This window comes from Yersinia bercovieri ATCC 43970 (genome assembly GCF_013282745.1).
Taxonomy (GTDB): domain Bacteria; phylum Pseudomonadota; class Gammaproteobacteria; order Enterobacterales; family Enterobacteriaceae; genus Yersinia; species Yersinia bercovieri.
The window spans coordinates 2,832,718-2,856,243 of record NZ_CP054044.1 but is presented as its reverse complement, the minus strand read 5'-3'; the positions used below and the strand labels follow the sequence as shown (position 1 = coordinate 2,856,243).

The following is a 23,526-nucleotide window of genomic DNA, read 5'->3' as shown; positions in this document are numbered from 1 at the left end:
TATGGTGTACAAAATTTGAGCAAAAACGAGACCAAAGGGGCAATCCTATGCATTAGACCGCCAAATATTCTGCTAATCAGATAAATCCCTTCGACCCGCATTTCGCTTTATGATAGAAACGTCTATCTATCTTGATCGTTCATAATAATCACAGACTCTAATACCTCATGAGCTCCGAATTACGCCAACAAACCATAGGTCAACAATCAAATCAGCCCGGTGTTGCACAGCAAATTTCGACCCGACTGGCTTTCTTTATCGCCGGATTGGGCATGGCCGCCTGGGCACCACTGGTGCCTTTTGCCAAGGAGCGTATTGGCCTGAATGATGCTTCGCTGGGTTTGCTGCTGCTGTGCATTGGTGTCGGCTCAATGCTGGCCATGCCTCTGACCGGCGTGCTGACGGCAAGATGGGGCTGCCGGGCAGTGATTTTACTGGCGGGCGCGGTATTGTGCCTCGATCTCCCCTTGCTGGTACTTATGCATACCCCGATGACCATGGCCCTTGCCCTGCTAATCTTCGGTGCCGCGATGGGGATAATAGATGTCGCGATGAATATTCAGGCTGTCATTGTTGAAAAAGCCAGTGGCCGAGCCATGATGTCCGGCTTTCACGGGCTGTTCAGTGTCGGCGGGATTGCCGGGGCTGGTGGCGTGAGTGCACTATTGTGGCTGGGCCTCACACCACTAATGGCGATTATGGTGACAGTGGTATTAATGATAATCCTACTGCTGACCGCCAATAAAAACCTGTTACATGGCAGTGGTGAATCCCATGATGGCCCACTATTTGTTTGGCCGCGTGGTTGGGTCATGTTTATCGGTTTTTTATGTTTTGTGATGTTTCTCGCCGAAGGTTCAATGCTTGATTGGAGTGCCCTCTTCCTGACGACGCTACGGGGCATGGATCCCTCACAGGCGGGGATGGGCTATGCCGTATTTGCGATAGCCATGACACTGGGCCGCTTAAATGGTGATCGGATTGTCAACGCCTTGGGTCGATACAAGGTACTATTCGGCGGCAGTCTGTGCGCCGCGATTGGGATTATGACGGCGATATGTGTTGATAGCTCAATTGCCGCTATTATTGGTTTTATGCTCGTGGGGCTGGGCGCATCAAATGTGGTGCCCATTTTGTTCACCGCCGCTGGTAACCAAAGTGTGATGCCCGCCAATCTGGCGGTGGCGTCCATTACCACCATCGGTTACGCCGGTATTCTGGCCGGCCCGGCGGCAATTGGTTTTGTCGCACAACTGAGTAACTTATCGGTCGCTTTTGGCTGTGTGGCATTGCTGTTACTGGCAGTCACCGCCAGCGCCAGAGCCGTCACGCGCTAACCCAGGAATATGCAGTCTCTCTATGCAAAATAACTCGTTATCTACCAGTTCAGCTAAGATCACCCGCTGCTTCTGGCTGTTTATCGTATTGCTGCTCATTACCATCGGGCTGTATGGCTACAACTATACCAATGCTTATCTGACAGAAAAAAAGCACGCCCTAACCTATATCGCCAGTGGTTTGCAGCAACGCATTGATGATTATCGCTATCACACCTACCAACTCTATGATTTAGCGAATAACCCGGATGTCGCTGAGAAGGTCATTCTCTCAGCGCAAGAGATCCGCCTGCGCCCTGACATTTACTATATTGAGAAGCCGCGCAGAAAAACGGATGCGGTCATTTTTGGCAATCACGAGCCAGCGACCCTGCCGATGGCATTGCAGATGTCCGACTACCTCGATAGCCACTGGGGGGCACAGTATGATACCTACTCAATGTATTATCTTAACGGGCAGGATAATAGCCTGACGCTGATTACCACTCAGGCGCTGAAAGAGGTCACCTCGCGCTTTAAAGAGAGCTACCTGACGGCCTCGGCTGAATCCCGGCGGGCAGAGATGCTACAACAGGCCAATACCTTAGATGAGCGCGAGAGCTTCTCGCCGCTGCGCAAATTACGTTTCCAGAACGCCTACTACTTCACCCTAAGAACCACCTTTAATCACCCAGGGCATCTGGCGACCGTTATCGCTTTTGATTTACCGATCAATGACTTAATTCCACCGAATATGGCGCGATCTAACTTCCTGCTGCAAAAAGATAAGACGCCCATTAATGAAGGCATGGCACCTGAAGATGTCGCCGCCGCCAGTGTGACACTCAATGGCTACTGGGTTGAGTTCTCCGCCCCTTTGGCTAATGCCACACAAAAAATCGTTTATCGTGTGCCGATTAATCTGTTAGCCATTGATTTACTGAGGAATAACTTCTGGCTAATTCTGACCAATATCTTGCTCTTGGCATCAGCAGTGTTAGGTATCTATTTCGTTCGCCGCCAATACGTTCATCCAAGTGCGGATGTGGTCGAAAAATTAGAGATGCAGAAATCACTGAGTCAGGAAATTATAGCCAACCTACCCCAAGGGTTACTGGTCTATAACTTCAGCAATAACACCGTCGTCGCCAGTAACCAGATTGCCGATAATCTAATGCCACACCTTAATATGCAAAAAATTGCGCATATGGCGGAGCAGCACCACGGGGTGATTCAGGGCACCGTGAATAATGAAGTTTATGAAATTCGCATGTTCCGTAGCCAAATATCACCGGAAACCTATCTATTCCTGCTTCATGATCAGGATAAAGAAGTGTTGGTGAATAAAAAGCTGCAACAGGCGAGGCGTGAATACGACAAGAGTCTGCAAGCGCGTAAACTGATGCTGCACAATCTGGGGATTGAGCTGAATCAACCCGTCAATACCCTCAATCAAATTGCCCATCAGTTACAAAACAGCACTGACTTACAGCAACAACAAGAGCTGACGGCCAAATTAATTGCGCAATCAGATACCATTATTGAATTGATTGAGAACATCACCCTACTCACGCGTCTGGAAACACAAGATTGGCAACCTGAACAGCGCAGCTTCTCACTGTCGGCATTAATTGATGCCCTGCTGTTAGAGATTCTGCCCGCCATTAATCAAAAAGGCTTAACACTCTTTAATCACTATCGTGCCGATATTGATCAAAATTACACGGGTGATGAAAATGTATTACGCAAAATACTTTCGCTACTGCTGCACTACTCCATCATCACAACGGATTACGGCAAAATCACACTCAATGTTGACCACGAACCAGGTCATCCAGAACAGCTGATTATTCAGATAACGGATACTGGTGTCGGTATATCTGATGAAGAGATCAGTAATCTTAATTATCCTTTCCTCAGCCAAACTTTGGTCGACAGATACAATCACGGATCGGGGTTAACCTTCTTTTTATGTAACCAATTATGTAGGAAATTAAACGGCCAATTAGAGATTCGTAGCAAAATCGATATAGGTACTCGTTATACCATTCGCTTAACTATACCTATCGAAAATGAGCAACAAGAAGAGCAAGAGAAATTATTAGATGGAGTGACGGCGTTATTAGATATAACCTCGGAAGAAGTACGCTCAATCATCACCACATTATTGGGTTCATTCGGTGCAAACTGCATTATTACCGATGATCGCCTGCCAGGCCGAGATTACGACGTCACCTTAACTGACAATCCTCAACACTATGATAATTTTACCTTATTACTGACTTCAGATGAGGTGGGATTACAACAATTACAAGATAACTATATCCGGGTAAATTATAATTTAGGCAGTGCAGTTATTGATGCAATGCTACTATTAATTGAACAACGGATCTTATCAGATGAATCTCAGGAAGAGTCTGAATCTATTGCTGAAGATGATATAAGCACCTATGAACAACAACTAAAATCCAGCGACTATTATTCCTTATTCGTTGAGACAGTACCGATAGATCTGAAGAAACTGTATACTGAACTTCAGCAACGTGATTTCATATCGCTTTCGCAGACTGCACATCGATTGAAAGGCGTATTTGCTATGTTGAACCTGGTACTCGGCAAGCAGCTATGTGAAACATTAGAACAGCATATCGCAGATGGCGATCGGTTGAAGATCGAAAATAGCATCAGTCAAATTGATTCTTTCGTCACCAGACTGTTGCAGCAAGGTAACCCATAACCATGAACAACCTTAATGTAATTATTGCTGATGACCATCCAATTGTTCTGTTTGGCATCCGAAAGTCGCTTGAACAAATTGAATGGGTCAACGTTGTTGGGGAATTTGAAGACTCAACATCGCTTATTAACAACTTATCTAAACTAGATGCCAACGTGTTAATTACTGACCTCTCCATGCCTGGAGACAAGTATGGTGATGGCATCACACTGATAAAATATATAAAACGTCATTACCCAGACTTAGCCATAATTGTTCTAACAATGAATAATAATCCGGCTATTCTTAGTTCTGTTTTGGACTTGGACATCGACGGGATCGTATTAAAGCAAGGCGCACCAGCTGACCTGCCTAAGGCATTGGCAGCATTACAAAAAGGGAAGAAATTCACCCCTGAAAGTGTAGCTAAATTGCTGGAAAAAATCAGTGCCAATGGCTACGGTGATAAGCGCTTGTCACCAAAAGAGAGTGAAGTTTTGCGATTATTTGCTGAAGGTTTCCTGGTGACAGAGATCGCCAGAAAGCTTAATCGCAGCATTAAAACTATCAGTAGCCAGAAGAAATCGGCGATGCTGAAACTGGGTGTGGATAATGATATCGCCCTACTAAACTATCTTTCTTCAGTAACTATCAGTCAGGTCAATAAAGAAGAAGAATAGCTGTTTTCAGGCCCGGTATTGCTCAGCAGCACCGGGTCTATTTATCCCCTCTCCTATCCATCCAGATTATTCATTAATTTTCTCTATTACTAAATTTTTCTTTATTCCTAACTTTATAACCCAAAGTCATTGGCGTTACAGCAAGGCAGCAAATGAGCGAATCCCGCTAACACAGCTGTAGCGTCAAGGACGAAGGGTTTAGCGTGAGCGCCGCACCTTATCACTGTAATAGCGCAGCATCTGCCGCAATGTATCCAGTGTTACCGGCTTAGATAAACAGTTATCCATGCCCGCTTCAATACAGCGCTGCTTGCTTTCAGCCAGTGCATTCGCGGTGACACCAATGACCGGGAAGTGATGATTCAATTGCCGCAAACGCTGAGTTAAACGATAACCATCCATATTCGGCATATTGACGTCAGTCAGCACAATATCAACACTATTGGCACTCAGCACCGCCAGTGCATCCAGCCCATCATTCGCCGTCATCACTTGATAGCCCAATGCAGTGAGCTGATCGGCCAATAACCGACGATTAATCGGATGGTCATCCACCACCAGAATTTGCAGATCGGCATTATCATCTTGATTGGCTTTCGGCGCAGCTAGCTGTAATGGCGTATTGTCGGCCACCGACAGAGGTTCCAGCAAGATCCGATCCAATAACGGGATAATCTCTAGCAGCGTAGATGTGCTCAACAACCAATAACCTGGACGCGTTTCTTGCGGCAAACCGATATGTTCGATAGAGAGCTGAATCCAGGTCGAAAGTGGCGCGCTGATTTGTGGCAAATAATCACAAATCAATACTTGATCATTCAGGGGCTGATCGAGACTATAGCGCCGCGCGGTGGCACCAAAATGCCCCAGAAGATCAAATAAATAGCGCTCAAGACGCGCATTACGAATATCTAACCACAGGGTTTTCCCTTGCCAGCGATCACTCTGTGGCAGCACAAAATTATTAGCTTCATCTCTGTTTTCGGCTAGAAAGAGTGGAATGCGGATAGCAAAAATACTGCCCATCCCTAACTCAGAGATCACCTCAACATCCCCATCCATCAAGTTGACCAACTTCTCGCAGATAGCCAAACCTAAACCTGTGCCCTGGAAATGGCGCTGCACGCCAGTGCCTACCTGGAAGAAGGGATCAAAGAGCTGGTTTATCTCACGTGAATTAATGCCAACCCCGGTATCGCGTACTCGGAATTCCAAATAATCGCCGCGCACCCGAACTTGCAGGATGATGCAGCCGGTATCGGTGAATTTAATAGCGTTATTCAATAAGTTAGAGATCACCTGTTGCAGGCGAACAGGATCCCCCATCATCACTCGCGGAACCTCCGGCTCAATAAAGCAGTACAGCCCTAGTCGTTTTTTAACCACTAGCGGCAGATAGTTAGCAGAGATGTGCGTGATCACTTCGACAGTAGAGAACTCGCTTGGCTCAATTTTCAGTTGTTCAGACTCGATTTTAGAAAAGTCGAGTATGTCACTGATAATTTTGAGTAATAAGCCAGATGAGTTGTTCATCGCCGTCACCAGGCGGTCAACACCGTGCGGCAGCTCTTTAGTTTGCAATAAATCGAGATTACCAATAATCCCATACAGTGGGGTACGCAACTCATGGCTGACAGTGGCCAAAAACATCGATTTGGATTGGCTGGCCTGCTCTGCTGCTGCGGCCATCTCTTGCAGTGACTCTTCCATTTTTACCCGCGAACTGACATCCACCAGCACGCAAATAGCCACATCTTCATTACGGTAGCGAGAGTGAACAAAGCTGATTTGCAGATTATTGTTATTACTGGTCATCACATCGACAAAGTTCGCCTGCTGTTCACAGATAATACGTGTAATGCGTTCGCGGTCTTCGTTCGTCAGCAAATTAATATAGTTATGCGCTAACTCATTACTGAGGATATTGGTTCCATCACTGATGCGCAGGATGGAGATACCCACCGGAGCAGAGGCCACAATTTTGCGGTTAAACTGCTCATGCTCCTCCAGTCTCAAGGCGTTATCTTCAGCCGGGTGGAACATTTTTCTTTCAAACAACCAGGCTAAGGTAAATATCACTACCGCAGAGAGTATATTCAGCAGTAACGCATTAAAAATAAAGAGTTTGAATGTTTCAATTATTGTTCTAACGGGTAAGGAGTAAGCAATACTGAGGGTCGATGGTAGCAAACTTTTTTTCAGCAGAAGATTATTATAATCATCGACATAACCGAAATAAGATGGAGAATCAGGGTAGTTATCCAGCATTGATGCATGACGCTCCCCGGTTGCCAGCCGCAATACCGGTTCATTGTCCTGATCCAACAAGGTCACGCCAATGGGTAGCGGCCCAGAGGAGATAAAATCCTCCAGACGAATCGTTTGCTCAGTACCAACCAATGCCTCTAATTTGTTACCCACATACAATGGGCTAAGCACATACAGCGTACCAATATCTGGGCGCACGCCAGGAACGACCCAATACAGTGCGCTATCTTTATCCTGACCATTGGCGTCACGATATTTTAAAATGTGTTCGTTCAGTGACTTAAGCAGATTTTCCTGATCCATTGGTGTGTTGCGGATATCGAAATCCACCATGCACAATGTGTCGCTACCAATAAAGAAGATGCGGTTGAGGTCATAAGCGGCAGCGAAATTCTCCTTCCAGTACAGAATAAGATTACTGAGCGAATTGAGTGACGAGTGGCGAGAGGTGCTAAGCGCGGCGCAATCAGCATCTGGATTGAGCGGATAATATTTGGGCGCAGTCTTGTTTTTGATGAAGGCACCCGCGGCGATATCACTGCTCGCCGAGCTGTGACTTAACCTATTCTCCGCCATGTATTTGATATCGCGGATAATGTCGGAAGAGTGCCGGATGTAACTCTGCGCCAACTCAAAGTTAGTATTATATTCCTGACGAATATCAGATTTTTTCTCATTAAGAATATTCAGGATATAAAACGTCGTTAGCAACGCGCCAAGTGACCATAACATAATGGCCAATACCCGAAATAGGTAGCGGGAGATTTTCAGTGTCGTGCGAAATGAAGAGAGATATTTCAATCTGATACCTGGTGAAAGCATCGCCACAGAGGCTGCATGATTTACAGAATACACTACCCATAACACATAAAAAAGCCAGCACGCGGCTGGCTTTTGTTTTCATCGAGTCGCCCTGCGGCTGATAAGCTCATCGGAGCAATTAACTGCTCCGTATGCCCTATCAGCGCATTATAGGTTCTCGTCTGCTACATCATCGTCTTCCGCTTCATCATCTGCTGCGTCGTCTTCAGCATCATCTTCCGGTGCATTCAGTGCGGCGTTTTCATCGCCCCCCTCTTCACCGTCCAATGACTCGCCATCAAGGATGTCATCATCCTCTTCCGGCTCTGCGACACGTTGCAGACCGACCACATGCTCATCTTCAGCTGTGCGGATCAGTGTCACGCCCTGGGTGTTACGACCCACAACGCTCACCTCTGAAACTCGGGTACGCACCAAAGTACCGGCATCAGTAATCATCATGATTTGATCAGTTGGTGCAACCTGAACAGCACCGACGACCTTACCATTACGCTCACTGACTTTAATGGAGATAACCCCCTGAGTCGCGCGGGACTTGGTTGGATACTCTTCCACTGCGGTACGTTTACCGTAACCATTTTCAGTCACAGTCAGGATTTCGCCATCACCACGCGGAATAATCAGAGAGATAACCCGATCATCGCCATTGAGGTTGATACCACGGACACCGGTGGCGGTACGACCCATCGAGCGGACCTGCGTTTCTGGGAAGCGAACCACTTTACCCAATGCGGAGAACAGCATAACTTCATTGCTGCCATCAGTCAGATCCACACCGATCAGCTCATCACCTTCATTCAGATTGACGGCAATAATACCGGCACTGCGTGGGCGGCTGAACTCGGTCAATGCTGTTTTCTTCACCGTACCGCTAGCGGTTGCCATAAAGACATGACGGCCCTCTTCATACTCCCGCACCGGCAGAATGGCGGTAATACGCTCATTCGGCTCAAGCGGCAATAAGTTGACGATTGGGCGACCACGGGCTCCACGGCTGGCTTCTGGCAACTGATAGACTTTCATCCAGTAGAGACGGCCACGGCTGGAGAAGCACAAAATAGTGTCGTGGGTATTGGCAACCAACAAGCGATCAATGAAGTCCTCTTCTTTGATGCGCGCAGCTGACTTACCTTTACCACCACGGCGCTGAGCTTCGTAATCCGTCAGCGGTTGGTATTTGACGTAGCCCTGATGGGACAGTGTCACAACCACATCTTCCTGATTAATCAGATCTTCGATGTTGATATCAGAGGTGTTGGCCGTGATTTCAGTACGACGAGCATCACTATATTGCTCTTTAATCGCCACTAACTCTTCGCGGATCACTTCCATCAAGCGCTCTGGGTTTTCCAGAATAAAGATCAGCTCCGCGATGGCGGTCAGCAGCTCTTTATACTCATCCAGCAGTTTTTCATGCTCCAGACCGGTCAGTTTCTGCAAACGCAGATCCAAAATAGCCTGAGCTTGCTGCTCGGTGAGGTAATACTTGCCGTCACGGATACCGAACTCTGCTTCCAGCCATTCAGGGCGGGCGGCATCACCACCGGCACGTTCCAGCATAGCGGAAACGTTACCTAACTCCCACGGACTGGCAATCAAGCCGGCTTTCGCCTCCGCAGGGGTCGCCGCACGGCGAATCAATTCGATAATCGGATCGATGTTAGCCAAGGCAATGGCCAGCGCTTCAAGGATATGTGCGCGGTCACGTGCTTTACGCAGCTCAAAGATGGTTCGACGCGTCACCACTTCACGGCGGTGGCGCACAAAGGCAACCAAAATGTCTTTCAGGTTCAGTAATTTAGGTTGCCCTTGAGACAGAGCCACCATATTGATACCGAAAGTCACCTGCAATTGCGTCAGCGAGTAGAGGTTATTGAGCACCACCTCGCCGACTGCATCACGTTTGATCTCAATCACGATACGCATGCCGTCTTTATCAGACTCATCACGCAGCGCACTGATGCCTTCTACCCGTTTCTCTTTCACCAGCTCGGCGATTTTTTCAATCAACCGCGCCTTATTCACCTGATAGGGGATCTCGTGAATAATAATGGTTTCACGGCCTGTTTTAGCGTCCGCTTCCACTTCACCACGGGCACGGATATACACCTTGCCACGGCCAGTACGATAAGCTTCTTCAATACCACGGCGACCATTGATAATGGCGGCTGTTGGGAAGTCTGGCCCCGGAATATACTCCATCAGCCCTTCGATGCTGATGTTTTCATCTTCGATATAGGCCAAACAGCCATCAATAACCTCAGAAAGGTTATGTGGCGGAATATTGGTTGCCATCCCAACGGCAATACCTGACGAACCATTAACCAACAGGTTAGGGATGCGTGTTGGCATGACCGCAGGGATCTGCTCAGTGCCATCGTAGTTCGGCACGTAGTCGACGGTATCTTTTTCTAAATCCGCTAACAATTCGTGAGCAATTTTAGACATGCGGATTTCGGTATAACGCATCGCCGCAGCGGAGTCGCCATCAACGGAACCGAAGTTACCCTGCCCATCCACCAGCATATAGCGCAGTGAGAACGGCTGGGCCATACGCACTATAGTGTCGTAGACCGCGCTGTCACCATGCGGGTGATATTTACCGATAACGTCCCCAACTACACGGGCCGATTTTTTGTATGGTTTATTCCAGTCATTGCCCAGTACATTCATCGCGAACAGTACGCGACGGTGAACCGGCTTCAGTCCATCCCGGACATCTGGTAAAGCACGTCCGACAATAACGGACATCGCATAATCCAGATAGGAGCTTTTCAGCTCTTCCTCGATGTTGACCGGTGTTATTTCTCTGGCAAGGTCGCTCATTGAGCCGCTATCCCTCTACTAATTACCGGATTTAAAGGTACGAAACTATATCACAAAACCCCAATTTTGGCGAAACTACATTGCGCTTAACTCTTAGAGACAAAACTGCGCCAATTGATGGGGAACATGTATAATCCGCGCAAAGAAACAGAACAGTGAGAACTCTTCATGCGTGTAGATAGCATCGCCCCCCAACACAATGTCGACGAGCAAGAAATCGCTAAATTTGAAGCAGTTGCCTCCCGCTGGTGGGATTTGGAAGGTGAGTTTAAGCCTCTCCACCGCATTAATCCCCTGCGTCTCGATTATATTTTGCAGCGCTCAGGCGGCATTTTCGATAAAAACGTGCTGGACGTCGGTTGCGGCGGCGGCATTCTGGCAGAGAGCATGGCACATGAAGGTGCACAGGTCACCGGGCTGGATATGGGCTATGAGCCGCTACAAGTGGCGCGACTGCATGCGCTGGAGAGCGGTGTCAAACTGGATTATGTGCAGGAAACGGTTGAAAGCCATGCGCAAAAGTTGCCACAACATTACGACGTGGTGACCTGCATGGAGATGCTCGAACATGTTCCTGACCCGGCCTCCGTTATCCGCGCCTGTGCACAATTGGTCAAACCCGGCGGGCATGTTTTCTTCTCAACCATTAATCGCAATACCAAATCCTGGTTGATGGCGGTGGTCGGCGCGGAATATGTGCTGAAAATGGTGCCGAAAGGCACTCATGATTCGAAAAAATTTATTCGCCCATCAGAACTTATCGGCTGGGTCGATCAAACCCCACTGCAGGAACGCCACATTATCGGGCTGCATTACAATCCGATAACAGACCATTTCAAGCTGGGTCGCAACGTTGATGTAAATTATATGGTGCATACTCAACGGGAAGATAACAGCTCTCACCCGTGAAGTATAAAAATCAAATAATACTCGATAGATTTCGTGCTGTAGCAAGGCGGCAACATAACAACAAATCGGTGAGAACCGATTTGAACAGCATTTATGCTAGCCCGCAGGGTGAGCTGCTTAGAGGCTGATTAATCCCCAGGAGCTTAATCCACTAAGTGACTGGGGTGAGTTAGGGCAGCCAACACCGCTACGGCGTGAAAGATGAAGGGGATTTTTCTAATGTTTAATAAACCGGCAAACGATCAAATTTTTAAGATTTTCAGTAAAATCTTATCCCCTAGATTGACCGTAGGTAAGCCCCAGTAACGACGCCGCCTGAGGGCCATTTGTAACAATTCACCCCCAAGTTATCCACACAATTGTCCGATCTTGTTCACTTGCTAAAAGACGTAATACTCACTATCTTGTTATCTAACCAACACCCAACCCCTATATATTGTGTTTACATCCTGAGCAATGACACTACTCGCTGCCTGAAAATGCAGCGTGGCGTTTGCTTGGCTTACAGGGGATGAACACACGGAAGGTAAAAGATCACATGAACCAAAGCCTACTTGTTACTAAACGCGATGGCAGCAAAGAACGCATCAATCTGGATAAAATCCACCGGGTCATCGACTGGGCCGCTGAAGGTTTACATAACGTCTCGGTTTCTCAAGTAGAATTGCGTTCACACATTCAGTTTTATGATGGCATTAAAACTGCCGATATCCATGAAACCATCATCAAAGCCGCCGCTGACCTTATCTCCCGTGATGCGCCGGATTATCAATATTTAGCCGCTCGCCTGGCAATTTTCCATCTGCGAAAAAAAGCCTACGGTCAATTTGAACCACCAAAACTCTTCGCCCATGTGACGAAAATGGTGGAGATGGGTAAATACGACAAACATCTGCTGGAAGATTACACCGCAGAAGAGTTTGAACAGATGGACACTTTCATCGACCATTGGCGCGATATGAACTTCTCCTACGCGGCGGTTAAGCAGCTGGAAGGCAAATATCTGGTGCAGAACCGCGTGAGCGGCGAGATCTATGAAAGTGCCCAATTCCTGTACATACTGGTTTCCGCTTGCCTGTTCTCTAACTACCCGCGCGAAACCCGGATGGATTACATCAAACGTTTCTATGATGCCATTTCGACCTTTAAAATCTCACTGCCAACGCCGATTATGTCTGGTGTTCGTACCCCTACACGCCAGTTCAGCTCTTGTGTGTTGATCGAGTGTGGTGACAGTCTGGACTCAATCAATGCCACCTCCAGCGCCATTGTGAAATATGTGTCACAACGGGCCGGTATTGGTATCAACGCGGGCCGCATCCGTGCGCTGGGTAGCCCAATTCGTGGCGGCGAAGCCTTCCACACCGGCTGTATTCCGTTCTACAAACACTTCCAGACCGCGGTAAAATCCTGCTCACAGGGCGGCGTACGAGGCGGTGCGGCAACCTTATTCTACCCAATGTGGCATTTAGAAGTTGAAAGCCTGCTGGTGCTGAAAAACAACCGTGGCGTTGAAGGCAACCGCGTACGTCATATGGATTACGGCGTACAGATCAACAAACTGATGTATCAACGTCTGCTGAAAGGTGAAGATATCACCCTGTTCAGCCCGTCAGATGTGCCGGAATTGTATGATGCGTTCTTCGCCGATCAGGATGAATTTGAGCGCCTTTATGTCAAATATGAGCAAGATAGCAGCATCCGCAAACAGCGGGTAAAAGCAGTTGAGCTATTCTCTCTGATGATGCAAGAACGTGCTTCTACTGGCCGTATCTATATCCAGAACGTGGATCACTGCAACACCCATAGCCCATTTGACCCAACAGTGGCACCGGTACGTCAGTCAAATTTATGTCTGGAAATTGCGTTGCCAACCAAGCCGTTGAATGACATCAATGACGAAAATGGCGAAATCGCGCTCTGTACCTTGTCGGCGTTCAATCTGGGTGCCATTGATAGCCTTGATGATTTAGAAGATCTGGCAGTACTGGCGGTACGTGCGCTGGATGCTTTACTTGATTATCAAGATTATCCGATTGCTGCGGCACAGCGTGGCGCAATGGGCCGTCGTACCTTGGGTATTGGCGTGATTAACTTTGCTTATTATCTGGCAAAAAATGGTGTGCGTTACTCTGATGGCAGTGCTAACAATCTGACTCACCGCACTTTTGAAGCGATTCAATACTACTTATTGAAAGCCTCAAACGCGCTAGCCCGTGAGCAAGGTGCCTGCCCGTGGTTTAACGAAACCACCTATTCACAGGGTATTTTGCCGATCGACACCTATAAGAAAGATTTGGATGCTATCAGCAGCGAACCATTGCATTATGATTGGGAGACGCTACGTAAAGAGATTCAGACCCACGGCCTGCGTAACTCCACGCTCTCTGCGCTGATGCCTTCTGAGACATCATCGCAAATCTCCAATGCCACCAATGGTATTGAACCACCGCGCGGTTACGTCAGTATCAAAGCCTCTAAAGATGGTATCCTGCGTCAGGTTGTGCCTGAATATGAGCGCCTGAAAGATGCTTACGAACTGCTGTGGGATATGCCAAATAACGACGGTTACCTGCAACTGGTTGGTTTGATGCAGAAATTTGTCGATCAGGCGATATCGGCGAATACCAATTACGATCCGACCCGTTTCCCGTCAGGCAAAGTGCCAATGAAGCAGTTGCTGAAAGATTTGCTGACCACCTATAAACTTGGTGTGAAGACCCTTTACTATCAAAACACCCGTGACGGTGCTGATGATGTGCAGGAAGATATTCAAAGCCAGCCGGGTGATGATGACTGCGAAGGCGGTGCATGTAAGATCTGATTGAGTATTCAGGCCCTTGATGACTGCAAATGTGGTCATCAAAGGGCTTAGCTTTATTTGCCCGTTGCTTGTCCCCTGAGGAAATCATGGCCTATACCACTTTTTCACAAAATAAAAACAATCAGTTACTCGAACCAATGTTCTTTGGTCAATGCGTCAACGTGGCGCGTTTCGATCAGCAAAAACACGCTATTTTCGAAAAACTGATTGAGAAACAGCTCTCTTTCTTCTGGCGGCCAGAAGAGATCGACGTCTCACGGGATCGTATTGATTACAATGCATTGCCCGATCACGAAAAACACATTTTTATCAGCAATCTGAAGTACCAAACCTTGCTGGACTCCATTCAGGGCCGTAGCCCTAACGTCGCCTTGTTGCCGCTGATCTCTATTCCTGAGCTAGAAACCTGGGTCGAAACTTGGTCGTTTTCTGAAACCATTCACTCCCGCTCTTACACACATATCATCCGCAATATCGTTAATGACCCAGCGATTGTTTTCGATGATATCGTGACCAACGAAGAGATCCTTAAGCGGGCAAAAGATATCTCAGCGTATTATGACGATTTGATTGAAATGACCAGCTACTACCATCTGCTGGGAGAGGGTAGCCATCAGGTCAACGGTAAAACCGTCGTCGTCAACCTGCGTGAACTGAAAAAACAGCTCTATCTCTGTCTGATGAGCGTCAATGCGCTGGAGGCGATCCGCTTCTATGTCAGCTTCGCCTGCTCATTTGCATTTGCTGAACGCGAACTGATGGAGGGCAACGCCAAAATCATCAAAATGATCGCCCGTGATGAGGCGCTGCATCTGACCGGCACCCAACATATTCTTAATTTAATGCGCTCCGGTGAAGATGATCCGGAGATGGCTGAAATTGCTGAAGAGTGTCAGTCACAGTGCTACGACCTATTTGTTCTGGCCGCGCAACAGGAGAAAGAGTGGGCAGAGTACCTGTTCCGTGACGGCTCTATGATTGGCTTGAACAAAGAGATTTTATGCCAATACGTTGAATATATTACCAATATCCGTATGCAGGCTGTAGGTCTGGGTGTGCCGTTTAATACCCGCAGCAACCCAATCCCCTGGATCAACTCCTGGCTCGTCTCCGATAACGTGCAAGTGGCCCCGCAGGAAGTTGAAGTCAGCTCCTATCTGGTCGGTCAGATTGATTCCGAAATCAGTGCTGACGACCTGAGTGATTTTGAGCTGTAATTGATGAAGTCTATTGTGACGTTGAGCACCACCGGTGCTCAACTTAACCGCCCGGCCAATAGCCGCAATTTGCTGGAAACACTCGAACACCATCAGGTAGAGATTGAGTATCAATGCCGCTCGGGCTATTGTGGCTCTTGCCGCCTGCGCTTACTCAAGGGTGAAGTTTGCTATTCACAGCAGCCCCTGGCGTTTATTCAACCCAACGAAATCCTGCCCTGCTGCTGCCAACCGCTAGGTGATATTGAAATAGAGCTTTGATCAGAATTGATAAAGCCAAGCCTATATGAATCCACCTATAATCACCTTGCCAAATAGATGATATTTTACTTCCACTATCATAATCATAGGGAATAAAGATGAAAATAGTGCCAATCGCACTCAGCAGCCTGTTAATGGCAGCATCGGCCAGCGCTCTTGCAGCTACTGAGTCACCGCTTAATCAACAGCAGCCATTAGAAAAAATCGCGCCTTATCCTGCGGCTGAAAAAGGCATGACCCGTCAGGTGATTTTCCTTGATCCGCAAAAAGATGAATCACGTTTCAAAGTGGAACTGCTGATCGGTAAGACCCTAGAGGTTGACTGCAACCGCCATATGCTAGGCGGCAATCTGGAGACCAGAACCCTGTCTGGCTGGGGCTTTGACTATCTAGTGATGGATAAAATTTCACCACCCGCCTCCACCATGATGGCCTGCCCAGACAATAGCCGTCACCCACAATTTATCGCCGCCAATCTCGGTGACGCTGCCATGCGGCGCTATAACAGCCGCCTGCCGATTGTGGTTTATGTGCCACAAGGGGTAGAGGTGAAATATCGGATTTGGGAAGCAGGTGCAGAGGTCAGAAACGCGCAGCTGAAGTAGTGTCATGGTGGCTCAAAATTAAAACCATCTAAATACCCATTCAACTGAGTGGGTATTAAAATTCTTATCGTTAAGCAGCAGAAATAGTTATGCCAAATAGATCCCGATTAAAAGGGGCTTGCTGTCAATGTAGGGGCAAGGCGTTGCACTGTTTGTGGCGGTGAAAAAACACCTTCGTAGTCACGAACCTTGCGATCAAAATCCGCTGTAATATTAATCAGTTGGCTCATGTCGTCATGAACAAATGGGCTATCAGACAACATCACTGCCGTATCAGCAAAAATAAAATCCTGCGCATCGAGCTGCTCAACATCCAGCCCATCCAGATAGGCCAACTCGAGACTCTTACCCTCAAAGTCTAAAGCGGCGGATGTGATATCCACACCCTGAATCAGAGCCAACCCATTAATAACCATCGAACTCCGCTTTATCAGAGTTAATTCACTGAAATTACGAATACCCATGGCGCTTAAATCAATTTTATCAATACCGTGGCGGAAGCCCTGCACCGCATTACCATACCGCCACTCCCCCTGTTGCGGCGTCACGACAAAGATGCTGGGTTTGGCGTTTTCCCGCTGATAGACCTTACCCACCAATGAGGCGACCATTTTATTATCAACGAAAGATAAGCTGACACCACCGCCTCCCCCATTGAGTATGATCTCCGTTTGCTTGGCAGCGGCGGGTTTATCCAGCAGAGTTGGCTGTGACTGTGGATTATCTATCCTTATGCTGCTATCAAAGTAGCCAGCGGGAGGGGTAAAGGTATCCGCAAAGTGAAAATGGTGCGCTTTCAGTGTCGCCACCTCTCTGTCCTTGACAATAATATGTTGATTATCATTTAGTTGCACCCTCACGTCCTGCCCATCTTGCTTAAGCCGCAATGCCCTGAATCTCTTATCGGCAAAACCAATCAAATGAATCACCTCTCCTCTATCGGCATCAAAGTTCACAATCCAGTCACCGCCGCTAGCGCGTTTGCGCACTACAAAAATCTCTTTCCCTGCGCCGCCCGTCAGTACATTTAACCCACGTCCACCATCCAGCACACTATGCTGCCGCCCCGCGATTAAAATATCGTTACCATCACCACTTATCAGATTATGGATCCTCGCTGGCGAGCGCAGTGTCAGTTGGGCATCGCCAAGAGTCGCTTCACCAGTGAGCAAATTGACCTTCACATCAGCCGCTACCGCCGACATATTCAGCGTATTGCGCCCTCCCACAACCCCATCGTCACTGTCATGCAGAAATGCCCGCGTCGGCTCCTGCGCAACCAGCGCAGCAAATTCATCAGTATAAACGTAGGTATCATCACGGCTAATCGAGTTGCCAAATAGCCGTATTGACCAATTTTTTAGCTCAACCGGTTGCCCGTTTTTGGCATTTTTAACCACCAGTCGCCATTGACCACCTGAGTGTTCACCCCGTTGCAGGGTCGACATAAAGGTATGGTTAAAATCACCCGCAATCTCGCTACCCGTATCGACATCATCACCACTGTCGGCCATTTTTTTCTCTGCGCCATCAAGCAGGATACTTTGGGTGCCATTCGGCGAGATCAGTGTCACCGTCAGATCCCCCAGACGCCCCACATTGGCACTAAAATCAACTTCAACCTGCTCCACCTCAATCTCGCCCTTAAGAATAACGGATGCCGCCCTGGTCATCCCCGCCAGCAGTGATTCTCCTGTGGAAAACTGATGCTTTGCTTGCAAAACCTGCTGATTCGCATCACTCCTTTGGTGAGTCCAACTCTCCGCCAGACGCACTGCCGCCCGCGCATCTACCGCACCAAAACCATAATCATGACTCACCTGCATCCCGCCGCCATTCCAGCGGGTTGCACCATTAGTGCGCCATTCACTGGTCGGGTCTTTAACCCGCCGTGCCGATAGTGCGAGGATCGCCTGCACATCGCGATAACCGAGATTCGGATTGGCCTGCAACATCAGCGCGGCGATAGCGGAGACAATTGGCGCGGCAAAACTGGTGCCTTGTTCCGTGCTGTACTGCGCACCAAACACCGCACCGCGCTGTGCGGTGATCTGTTGGCTACTGGAGAGGATATGGCTGCCCGGCGCTGAAACCAGCAAACTGGAACCGGGGTTGGAGAAGGGCGCGCGGTGGGTCTGGAGAGTTGAAAGATCCGCTTTGCTATTCATGGCCGCCACCTGAATAGCAAAGCGGGAGTTGCTCATTAGCGACCCTTGGGTGCTGCCGCCCTGCGCCCGTTGATTACCACCACTGGTGACAATAATGGTGCCCAATCCCCCACGACCATTGGCTGCGGCATAGTGCAGTGTCAGATTGAGTGTATTAGCCAGATTAATCATGCCGCTGGAAACATTGCTGATGGCAAAGCCATGTTTGAAGCCCCAGCTGTGGTTCACGACATCATAGCTGGACATCTTACCTAGCGTGGTTAAATCCGCCCCATCATTGCTCAGATAGTGACCGCCCAGTGTCGCTTCATGGGCAACGCCCACCCCGCCCAGATGATTTTTTGCCGCCACCATCACGCCTGCCACCATAGTGGCATGATTGGAGACCTCCTCGGGCAGTACGCCGCTTCTCTTCTGTGTTGCCAGCCAGCTGGGATCAACATTGGCGGCTAAATCGGGGTGGTTAATATCAAAAATCATCGGGCCGGTGGCAAACTGACCGCCGGGTTCAAACTGACCAATGCGCACCCCTTTGCCGGTATACTCCTGCCAGATGGGGATCACATTGATCTCGTTGAGATAACTCTGCTTGATAAACTGGGGATCGCTGGGAATATCCGCGCTGCGCAAGAGCACCGTTGCCCGCATGGTCGCCGACTCTCCGCTGGAGAGATCAAGCACGGAAAGTGCCGGGTCCCCAGTCGCACTTTTCACTTCATATTTAAAACTCATCACCCCGGTAAATCGGCTATCCGGGGTGAATAGCACGTTACCATCATCCTTCAGCTGCACCGTGCCGCCCACGGCGTCACTCACCTTAGCGATGAGCAATTCCGCCTCAGGATCAAAGCAAAAATCATTACGCAGCAGCGCCTGCGCCGGAATATTCGTACTCTGCAAGCGGCTGATGGGGTTGCCATTGCCGTAAATTAAAACATCGTTAACCGGAATAATCGTCCACGCATCCAACTCTACCGCCGCAATATCGGCAAAATTCAGTTTTTGAATACGCTTCAGTGTCAGTGTGCCATCACGGCCCGCCACCTTATCCTTTAGCTGATAGCCGCTCTCCGTGCGGGTAATGGTGTAATCCGCATAGCTGCCGTGCAATGCCAGCACATTAATTCCCTCACCGCCATCAATCAGCGCATCCCCCTGACCGGCCACAATCACATCATTGCTCTTATTGCCATAAATGCGATCAGCGCCGCCCCCGGCATGGATAATACTGCCCTGCTCGGATGCATAAATTGTGTCGCCCTGCGGCCCGGCATAGATAACCGCTTTACCGCTACCGCCGATAATTTTATTTTTCCCACGGCCGCCACTCAGCACATCATTACCGCCCCCGCCGACCAGCGTACTATTGCCGTTACCGCCCTGAATAAACACGCTATTATTGCCGCCACTGATAATGATGTCATCACCATCCCCGCCCTGAGCAATAGTGATACCACTGCGGGCCATATTCAGCCCCACCCCTTGATCACCGGTGATCAGCACGGTATCTGTCCCACCTTTCCCCTGGATATAGCGGGTATCATCACTGGCGCTGATAACAAACACATCATTACCAGAATTCCCTGTATAGGTATTGCGACCGCCGCGCCCGACTAACCAACTGCCCTCAGGGCTGGCTATCAGGTCATCATCCCCCCGCGCACCATAGACATTCTTGGCCTGTAGCTGTGCGGCATTGAGTGTTTCACCCTCATGATTGAAACTGACGTAGGCGGTGGTGGTGACCTCATCGCTGCTTGAGGTTAACAGTGCGCCATCATCAAGTGGTGTCACCCGGTTGCTAACCGATGACCCGACAAAATTCACCGCCAAAACCTCTTGCTGCTTATCATTGATGGTGAACAGCCCGCGAGCGACAATCTGGTTCCCCTTACCATCATCACGGCCAACCAGAGTTGCAGCGACATCAATGCGCGAGATCCCCCACTCATCCAGCGTTTTCAGTTCGCCCTCATCAACCTGACCATTGTGGGAGATATCCTGCCAAACACGTAATTTCGCCCAAATGGGATCAGCAGAGTCTATAACGCCATTGCCATCACTATCATCTTCAGCCAGTGCGGCAAAACCATGCTCAAAAAGTTTCTGCCCCGGCAAGCCATCTATTCCCGCTGTACCGCCATAATATTCCGAATAGATCTGGCTGATATTATCAATCTTCCCACTGCCATTATCGATAACCAGCATACCGCTCTCCGGCCCGACCCAACCGGTGCGTTTTAAACTGCCGCTATTATCAATATCAAATAAGACCCCCTCCCTCAGGCCGCTCATCTTCACGCCGCGACCGGAGAGATCCAGTAATAGCGGATCAACATAGGTATTAAAGGTGGTTTGCGCGGATAAGCCATTGAGTGTCGCAGCATCAAACAGGCCGGTCTCCGGCAACATATATGCCGGCTGTTCAAGATAGTAATCAGATAAATAACGGCTGGGCTGCACATTGGGATCTAACTGAATTTCGCCGGGACGAACACCACCCGAGGCCATGCTGCCCATCTGCACCGAGGCAAAATCGGTTTTATCCAGCGTGCTATCGGTAAAGGAGAAACTGTGGGTCGGGTTATTCACCAGATAACCGTTAGTCACATCTCGCTGTAGCTGATCTTCATCGGCAATACGCCGGGTGGCTTGTGGCGTGGGGTTAATCTCAATTTCAATATTACACTGCGGTATAACAATCGAGGTCTCATCGTCAGCGCTAAAGAGTTGATTGGTAGCGGTTTTGCCTAAAGCCCAGTAGCCAGAGGGGGAGTCAATAATTGAAAACCATCGGCGGGAAGTTTTCCGGATAGCCTCGGGGGAAAACATGGAAGATTGGGCCATCATATTGTAGGTTTCAAAAGAGAGTTTTAATTCTTTAGCCGGTTTCCCTGCTGCATTAAGCACATGCTGCCAATAAGTTGGCCGGCTTGTCTCTTGGATAGCATTAAAAACCGGTTCTAATGTCCAGGTTTCTGGCGGGAGTCCATGTCTTTTAAATACTATTTCATGAAATTGCCCTGCCTCTTTATGATTAATATCACCATAAATAGTGCCAGTACTAATATCGAGTCTATTTTGCAAAGCATTAAGATATCCGCCCGCCATATCATAGCGAATATTCTTAAGACGAACTTCTGTTATTGGCTTATTATGCTCGGCAGCAGTGCGCTCCATATAGTAAATAGCCATGGCACCTGCGAAGGAGTCCCCCCTGACGACACCATTAGCCAATACGGCATAGCGATCGCCTTTGCTGGCCAAATAGTTATACATCGGGCCAGGATCTTTACTCTCCTTATGAGACTCTAATATCTCTCTGGCGCAGGCCAGCTCGGTGGCGGTAAGTTTTAATTCGCCTGCATTTCTATTTTGCTGTAACATAATTATCGTCCTTAATGTTTAATATGCGCCAAAAGAAACTGCTGGGTGCGGCTCACAATTTCCTTCCATTGTTTCAATTTTTCAGGTGTAAAAGAAACCTCAACCAATGAGCCTATTTCTGACATCACAAAATGCGCTTCACAGATATAATCTCTTTTCTCCAATGGGAGCCAGATACAATCAAAAATGACAGGTATTCGCCCATCAATCTCTTGCCAGTAATAACCATTAATATCTTCATCAAACCAATAAGGATCATTTTCATCCTGTGACTTTGACCTTATTAATTTTTGAGTTGCCTTAACAAAAAAAAGCCCCAAGTCATCTCTGTAAATCACAGGATCAAATGTTTTATCTTTTCGTTTTTTAAGATAAAAATCACGCCTATAGGTAATATCTGAATCGGGTCGTTTTAATGGCTCGACACTGATAGTTAATCCATTAAATCCTCGTTTTTCCTTATACCAGTTTGATTTATCACCAGGTTGCATATCTGGCCAACTGGTTATCATCGGCAAAACAACAAAATTAGCATCACAACCTTTTTTATTATTAATAAAATCGGGGTCCCAGGCACTAGCTCCCTCATACTCTGCCCAGTAAATAATATAACTCTGCGGCACCTCCATCACATGACCATTAAACTTACCACAGACAAATCCCGGCCGATTATCGGCATAACTTAGCGTGGATAGCATTAATAAAATAATTGCCAGATATAAATTATATATCAATAATCCATTGCCATTTGATTGATGGCACATTATTACCCCCTTATTTTTTAATATGCGATAAAAGAAACTGCTGGGTGCTGCTCACAATGGACTTCCACTGTGGTAAATTTTCCACTGTAAAAGTAACTTCAACAAGAGAGCCTATTTCCGACATCACAAATAGTGCATCACAGATATAATATTTCTTCTCCAACGGGAGCCAAATACAATCAAAAATGACGGGTATTCTCCCCTCAACCTCTTGCCAGTAATAACCATTAATATCTTCATCGAACCAATAATATAACTCAGGATCACCTTTGCTTGGACGCCCAGACCTATTCAACTCCTTAGTGACTTCAACGAAAAATAGCCCTAACTCCTCAATATAAGACACAGGACTATATTTCTTATTCTTTTCTATTCCAAGATAAAAATCACGCTTATAAGTAATATCGAGATCGGGTCGTTTTAATGGCTCCACACTTATTCTTAGCCCTCCAAATTCCTCTCCATGTTTATACCAGTTTGATTTATCACCAGGTTGCATATCTGGCCAACTGGTTATCATCGGCAAAACAACAAAATTAGCATCACAACCTTTTTTATTATTAATAAAATCGGGGTCCCAGGCACTGGCTCCCTCATACTCTGCCCAGTAAATAATATAGCTCTGCGGCACCTCCATCACATGACCATTAAACTTACCGCAGACAAACCCCGGCCGATTATCGGCAAAAACAACACTCATCGAGATAATAAGCAAAATAATAAAAACCAAAAATAATTTGCACGCCAATTTAAAATAGATATA

Annotated in this window: 13 protein-coding genes; 8 read left to right on the top strand and 5 right to left on the bottom strand. The window is 47.9% G+C overall.

From position 1 onward, the window contains the following. Window positions 1–167 precede the first annotated feature (167 nt). From HRK25_RS12855 to rcsB, 3 genes are read left to right on the top strand one after another with little or no spacing between them, the layout of a single operon-like run. Entirely contained in the window at window positions 168–1,337 is a 1,170-nt protein-coding gene (locus HRK25_RS12855) for an MFS transporter (protein WP_005277976.1), read from the top strand. A gap of 22 nt (window positions 1,338–1,359) precedes the next feature. Next, window positions 1,360–4,053: a phosphotransferase RcsD gene (gene rcsD / locus HRK25_RS12850; RefSeq protein ID WP_005277980.1), complete on the top strand. Its 2,694-nt coding sequence runs from the start codon at window positions 1,360–1,362 to the stop codon at window positions 4,051–4,053. 2 nt (window positions 4,054–4,055) lie between these two features. After that, the gene (gene rcsB, locus HRK25_RS12845; protein WP_004875319.1) at window positions 4,056–4,712 is read left to right on the top strand and encodes a response regulator transcription factor RcsB; all 657 of its coding nucleotides are present in this window, start codon (window positions 4,056–4,058) and stop codon (window positions 4,710–4,712) included. Between the two features lie 198 nt (window positions 4,713–4,910). Here the strand turns inward: rcsB and rcsC are convergent, their stop codons facing one another. Both rcsC and gyrA read right to left on the bottom strand, forming a co-directional pair. Beyond that, on the bottom strand, window positions 4,911–7,781 hold the full coding sequence (gene rcsC, locus HRK25_RS12840) for a two-component system sensor histidine kinase RcsC (RefSeq protein WP_032898658.1): 2,871 nt from the start codon (window positions 7,779–7,781) through the stop codon (window positions 4,911–4,913). Between the two features lie 168 nt (window positions 7,782–7,949). Next, window positions 7,950–10,628, bottom strand: a complete 2,679-nt coding sequence (gene gyrA / locus HRK25_RS12835; protein WP_005277987.1) for a DNA topoisomerase (ATP-hydrolyzing) subunit A — start codon at window positions 10,626–10,628, stop codon at window positions 7,950–7,952. Window positions 10,629–10,796: 168 nt separating this feature from the next. On the opposite strand from gyrA, the gene ubiG reads away from it, so the two are divergent. The 5 genes from ubiG to eco all read left to right on the top strand — a co-directional run bounded on the left by ubiG (window position 10,797) and on the right by eco (window position 16,444). Beyond that, window positions 10,797–11,537 (top strand): bifunctional 2-polyprenyl-6-hydroxyphenol methylase/3-demethylubiquinol 3-O-methyltransferase UbiG, encoded by a 741-nt coding sequence (ubiG, locus tag HRK25_RS12830; protein ID WP_005277991.1) that lies wholly within the window; start codon window positions 10,797–10,799, stop codon window positions 11,535–11,537. 538 nt (window positions 11,538–12,075) lie between these two features. Beyond that, complete coding sequence (nrdA, locus tag HRK25_RS12825) at window positions 12,076–14,361, top strand: class 1a ribonucleoside-diphosphate reductase subunit alpha (protein WP_005277995.1); 2,286 nt, start codon at window positions 12,076–12,078, stop codon at window positions 14,359–14,361. An 86-nt stretch (window positions 14,362–14,447) separates the two neighbouring features. Continuing rightward, window positions 14,448–15,578: a class Ia ribonucleoside-diphosphate reductase subunit beta gene (gene nrdB / locus HRK25_RS12820; RefSeq protein ID WP_005278000.1), complete on the top strand. Its 1,131-nt coding sequence runs from the start codon at window positions 14,448–14,450 to the stop codon at window positions 15,576–15,578. A 3-nt stretch (window positions 15,579–15,581) separates the two neighbouring features. Next, a complete protein-coding gene (yfaE, locus tag HRK25_RS12815) occupies window positions 15,582–15,839 on the top strand; it encodes a class I ribonucleotide reductase maintenance protein YfaE (RefSeq protein WP_005278004.1) in 258 nt (85 codons plus the stop codon). 98 nt (window positions 15,840–15,937) lie between these two features. Next, complete coding sequence (eco, locus tag HRK25_RS12810; RefSeq protein WP_005278006.1) at window positions 15,938–16,444, top strand: serine protease inhibitor ecotin; 507 nt, start codon at window positions 15,938–15,940, stop codon at window positions 16,442–16,444. A gap of 107 nt (window positions 16,445–16,551) precedes the next feature. Here the strand turns inward: eco and HRK25_RS12805 are convergent, their stop codons facing one another. From HRK25_RS12805 to HRK25_RS12795, 3 genes are read right to left on the bottom strand one after another with little or no spacing between them, the layout of a single operon-like run. After that, on the bottom strand, window positions 16,552–21,999 hold the full coding sequence (locus tag HRK25_RS12805) for a S8 family serine peptidase (protein ID WP_005278009.1): 5,448 nt from the start codon (window positions 21,997–21,999) through the stop codon (window positions 16,552–16,554). Between the two features lie 11 nt (window positions 22,000–22,010). Next, a complete protein-coding gene (locus HRK25_RS12800) occupies window positions 22,011–22,763 on the bottom strand; it encodes a hypothetical protein (protein WP_099460651.1) in 753 nt (250 codons plus the stop codon). 10 nt (window positions 22,764–22,773) lie between these two features. Further along, window positions 22,774–23,463, bottom strand: a complete 690-nt coding sequence (locus HRK25_RS12795) for a hypothetical protein (RefSeq protein ID WP_254451384.1) — start codon at window positions 23,461–23,463, stop codon at window positions 22,774–22,776. Window positions 23,464–23,526: the final 63 nt, after the last annotated feature.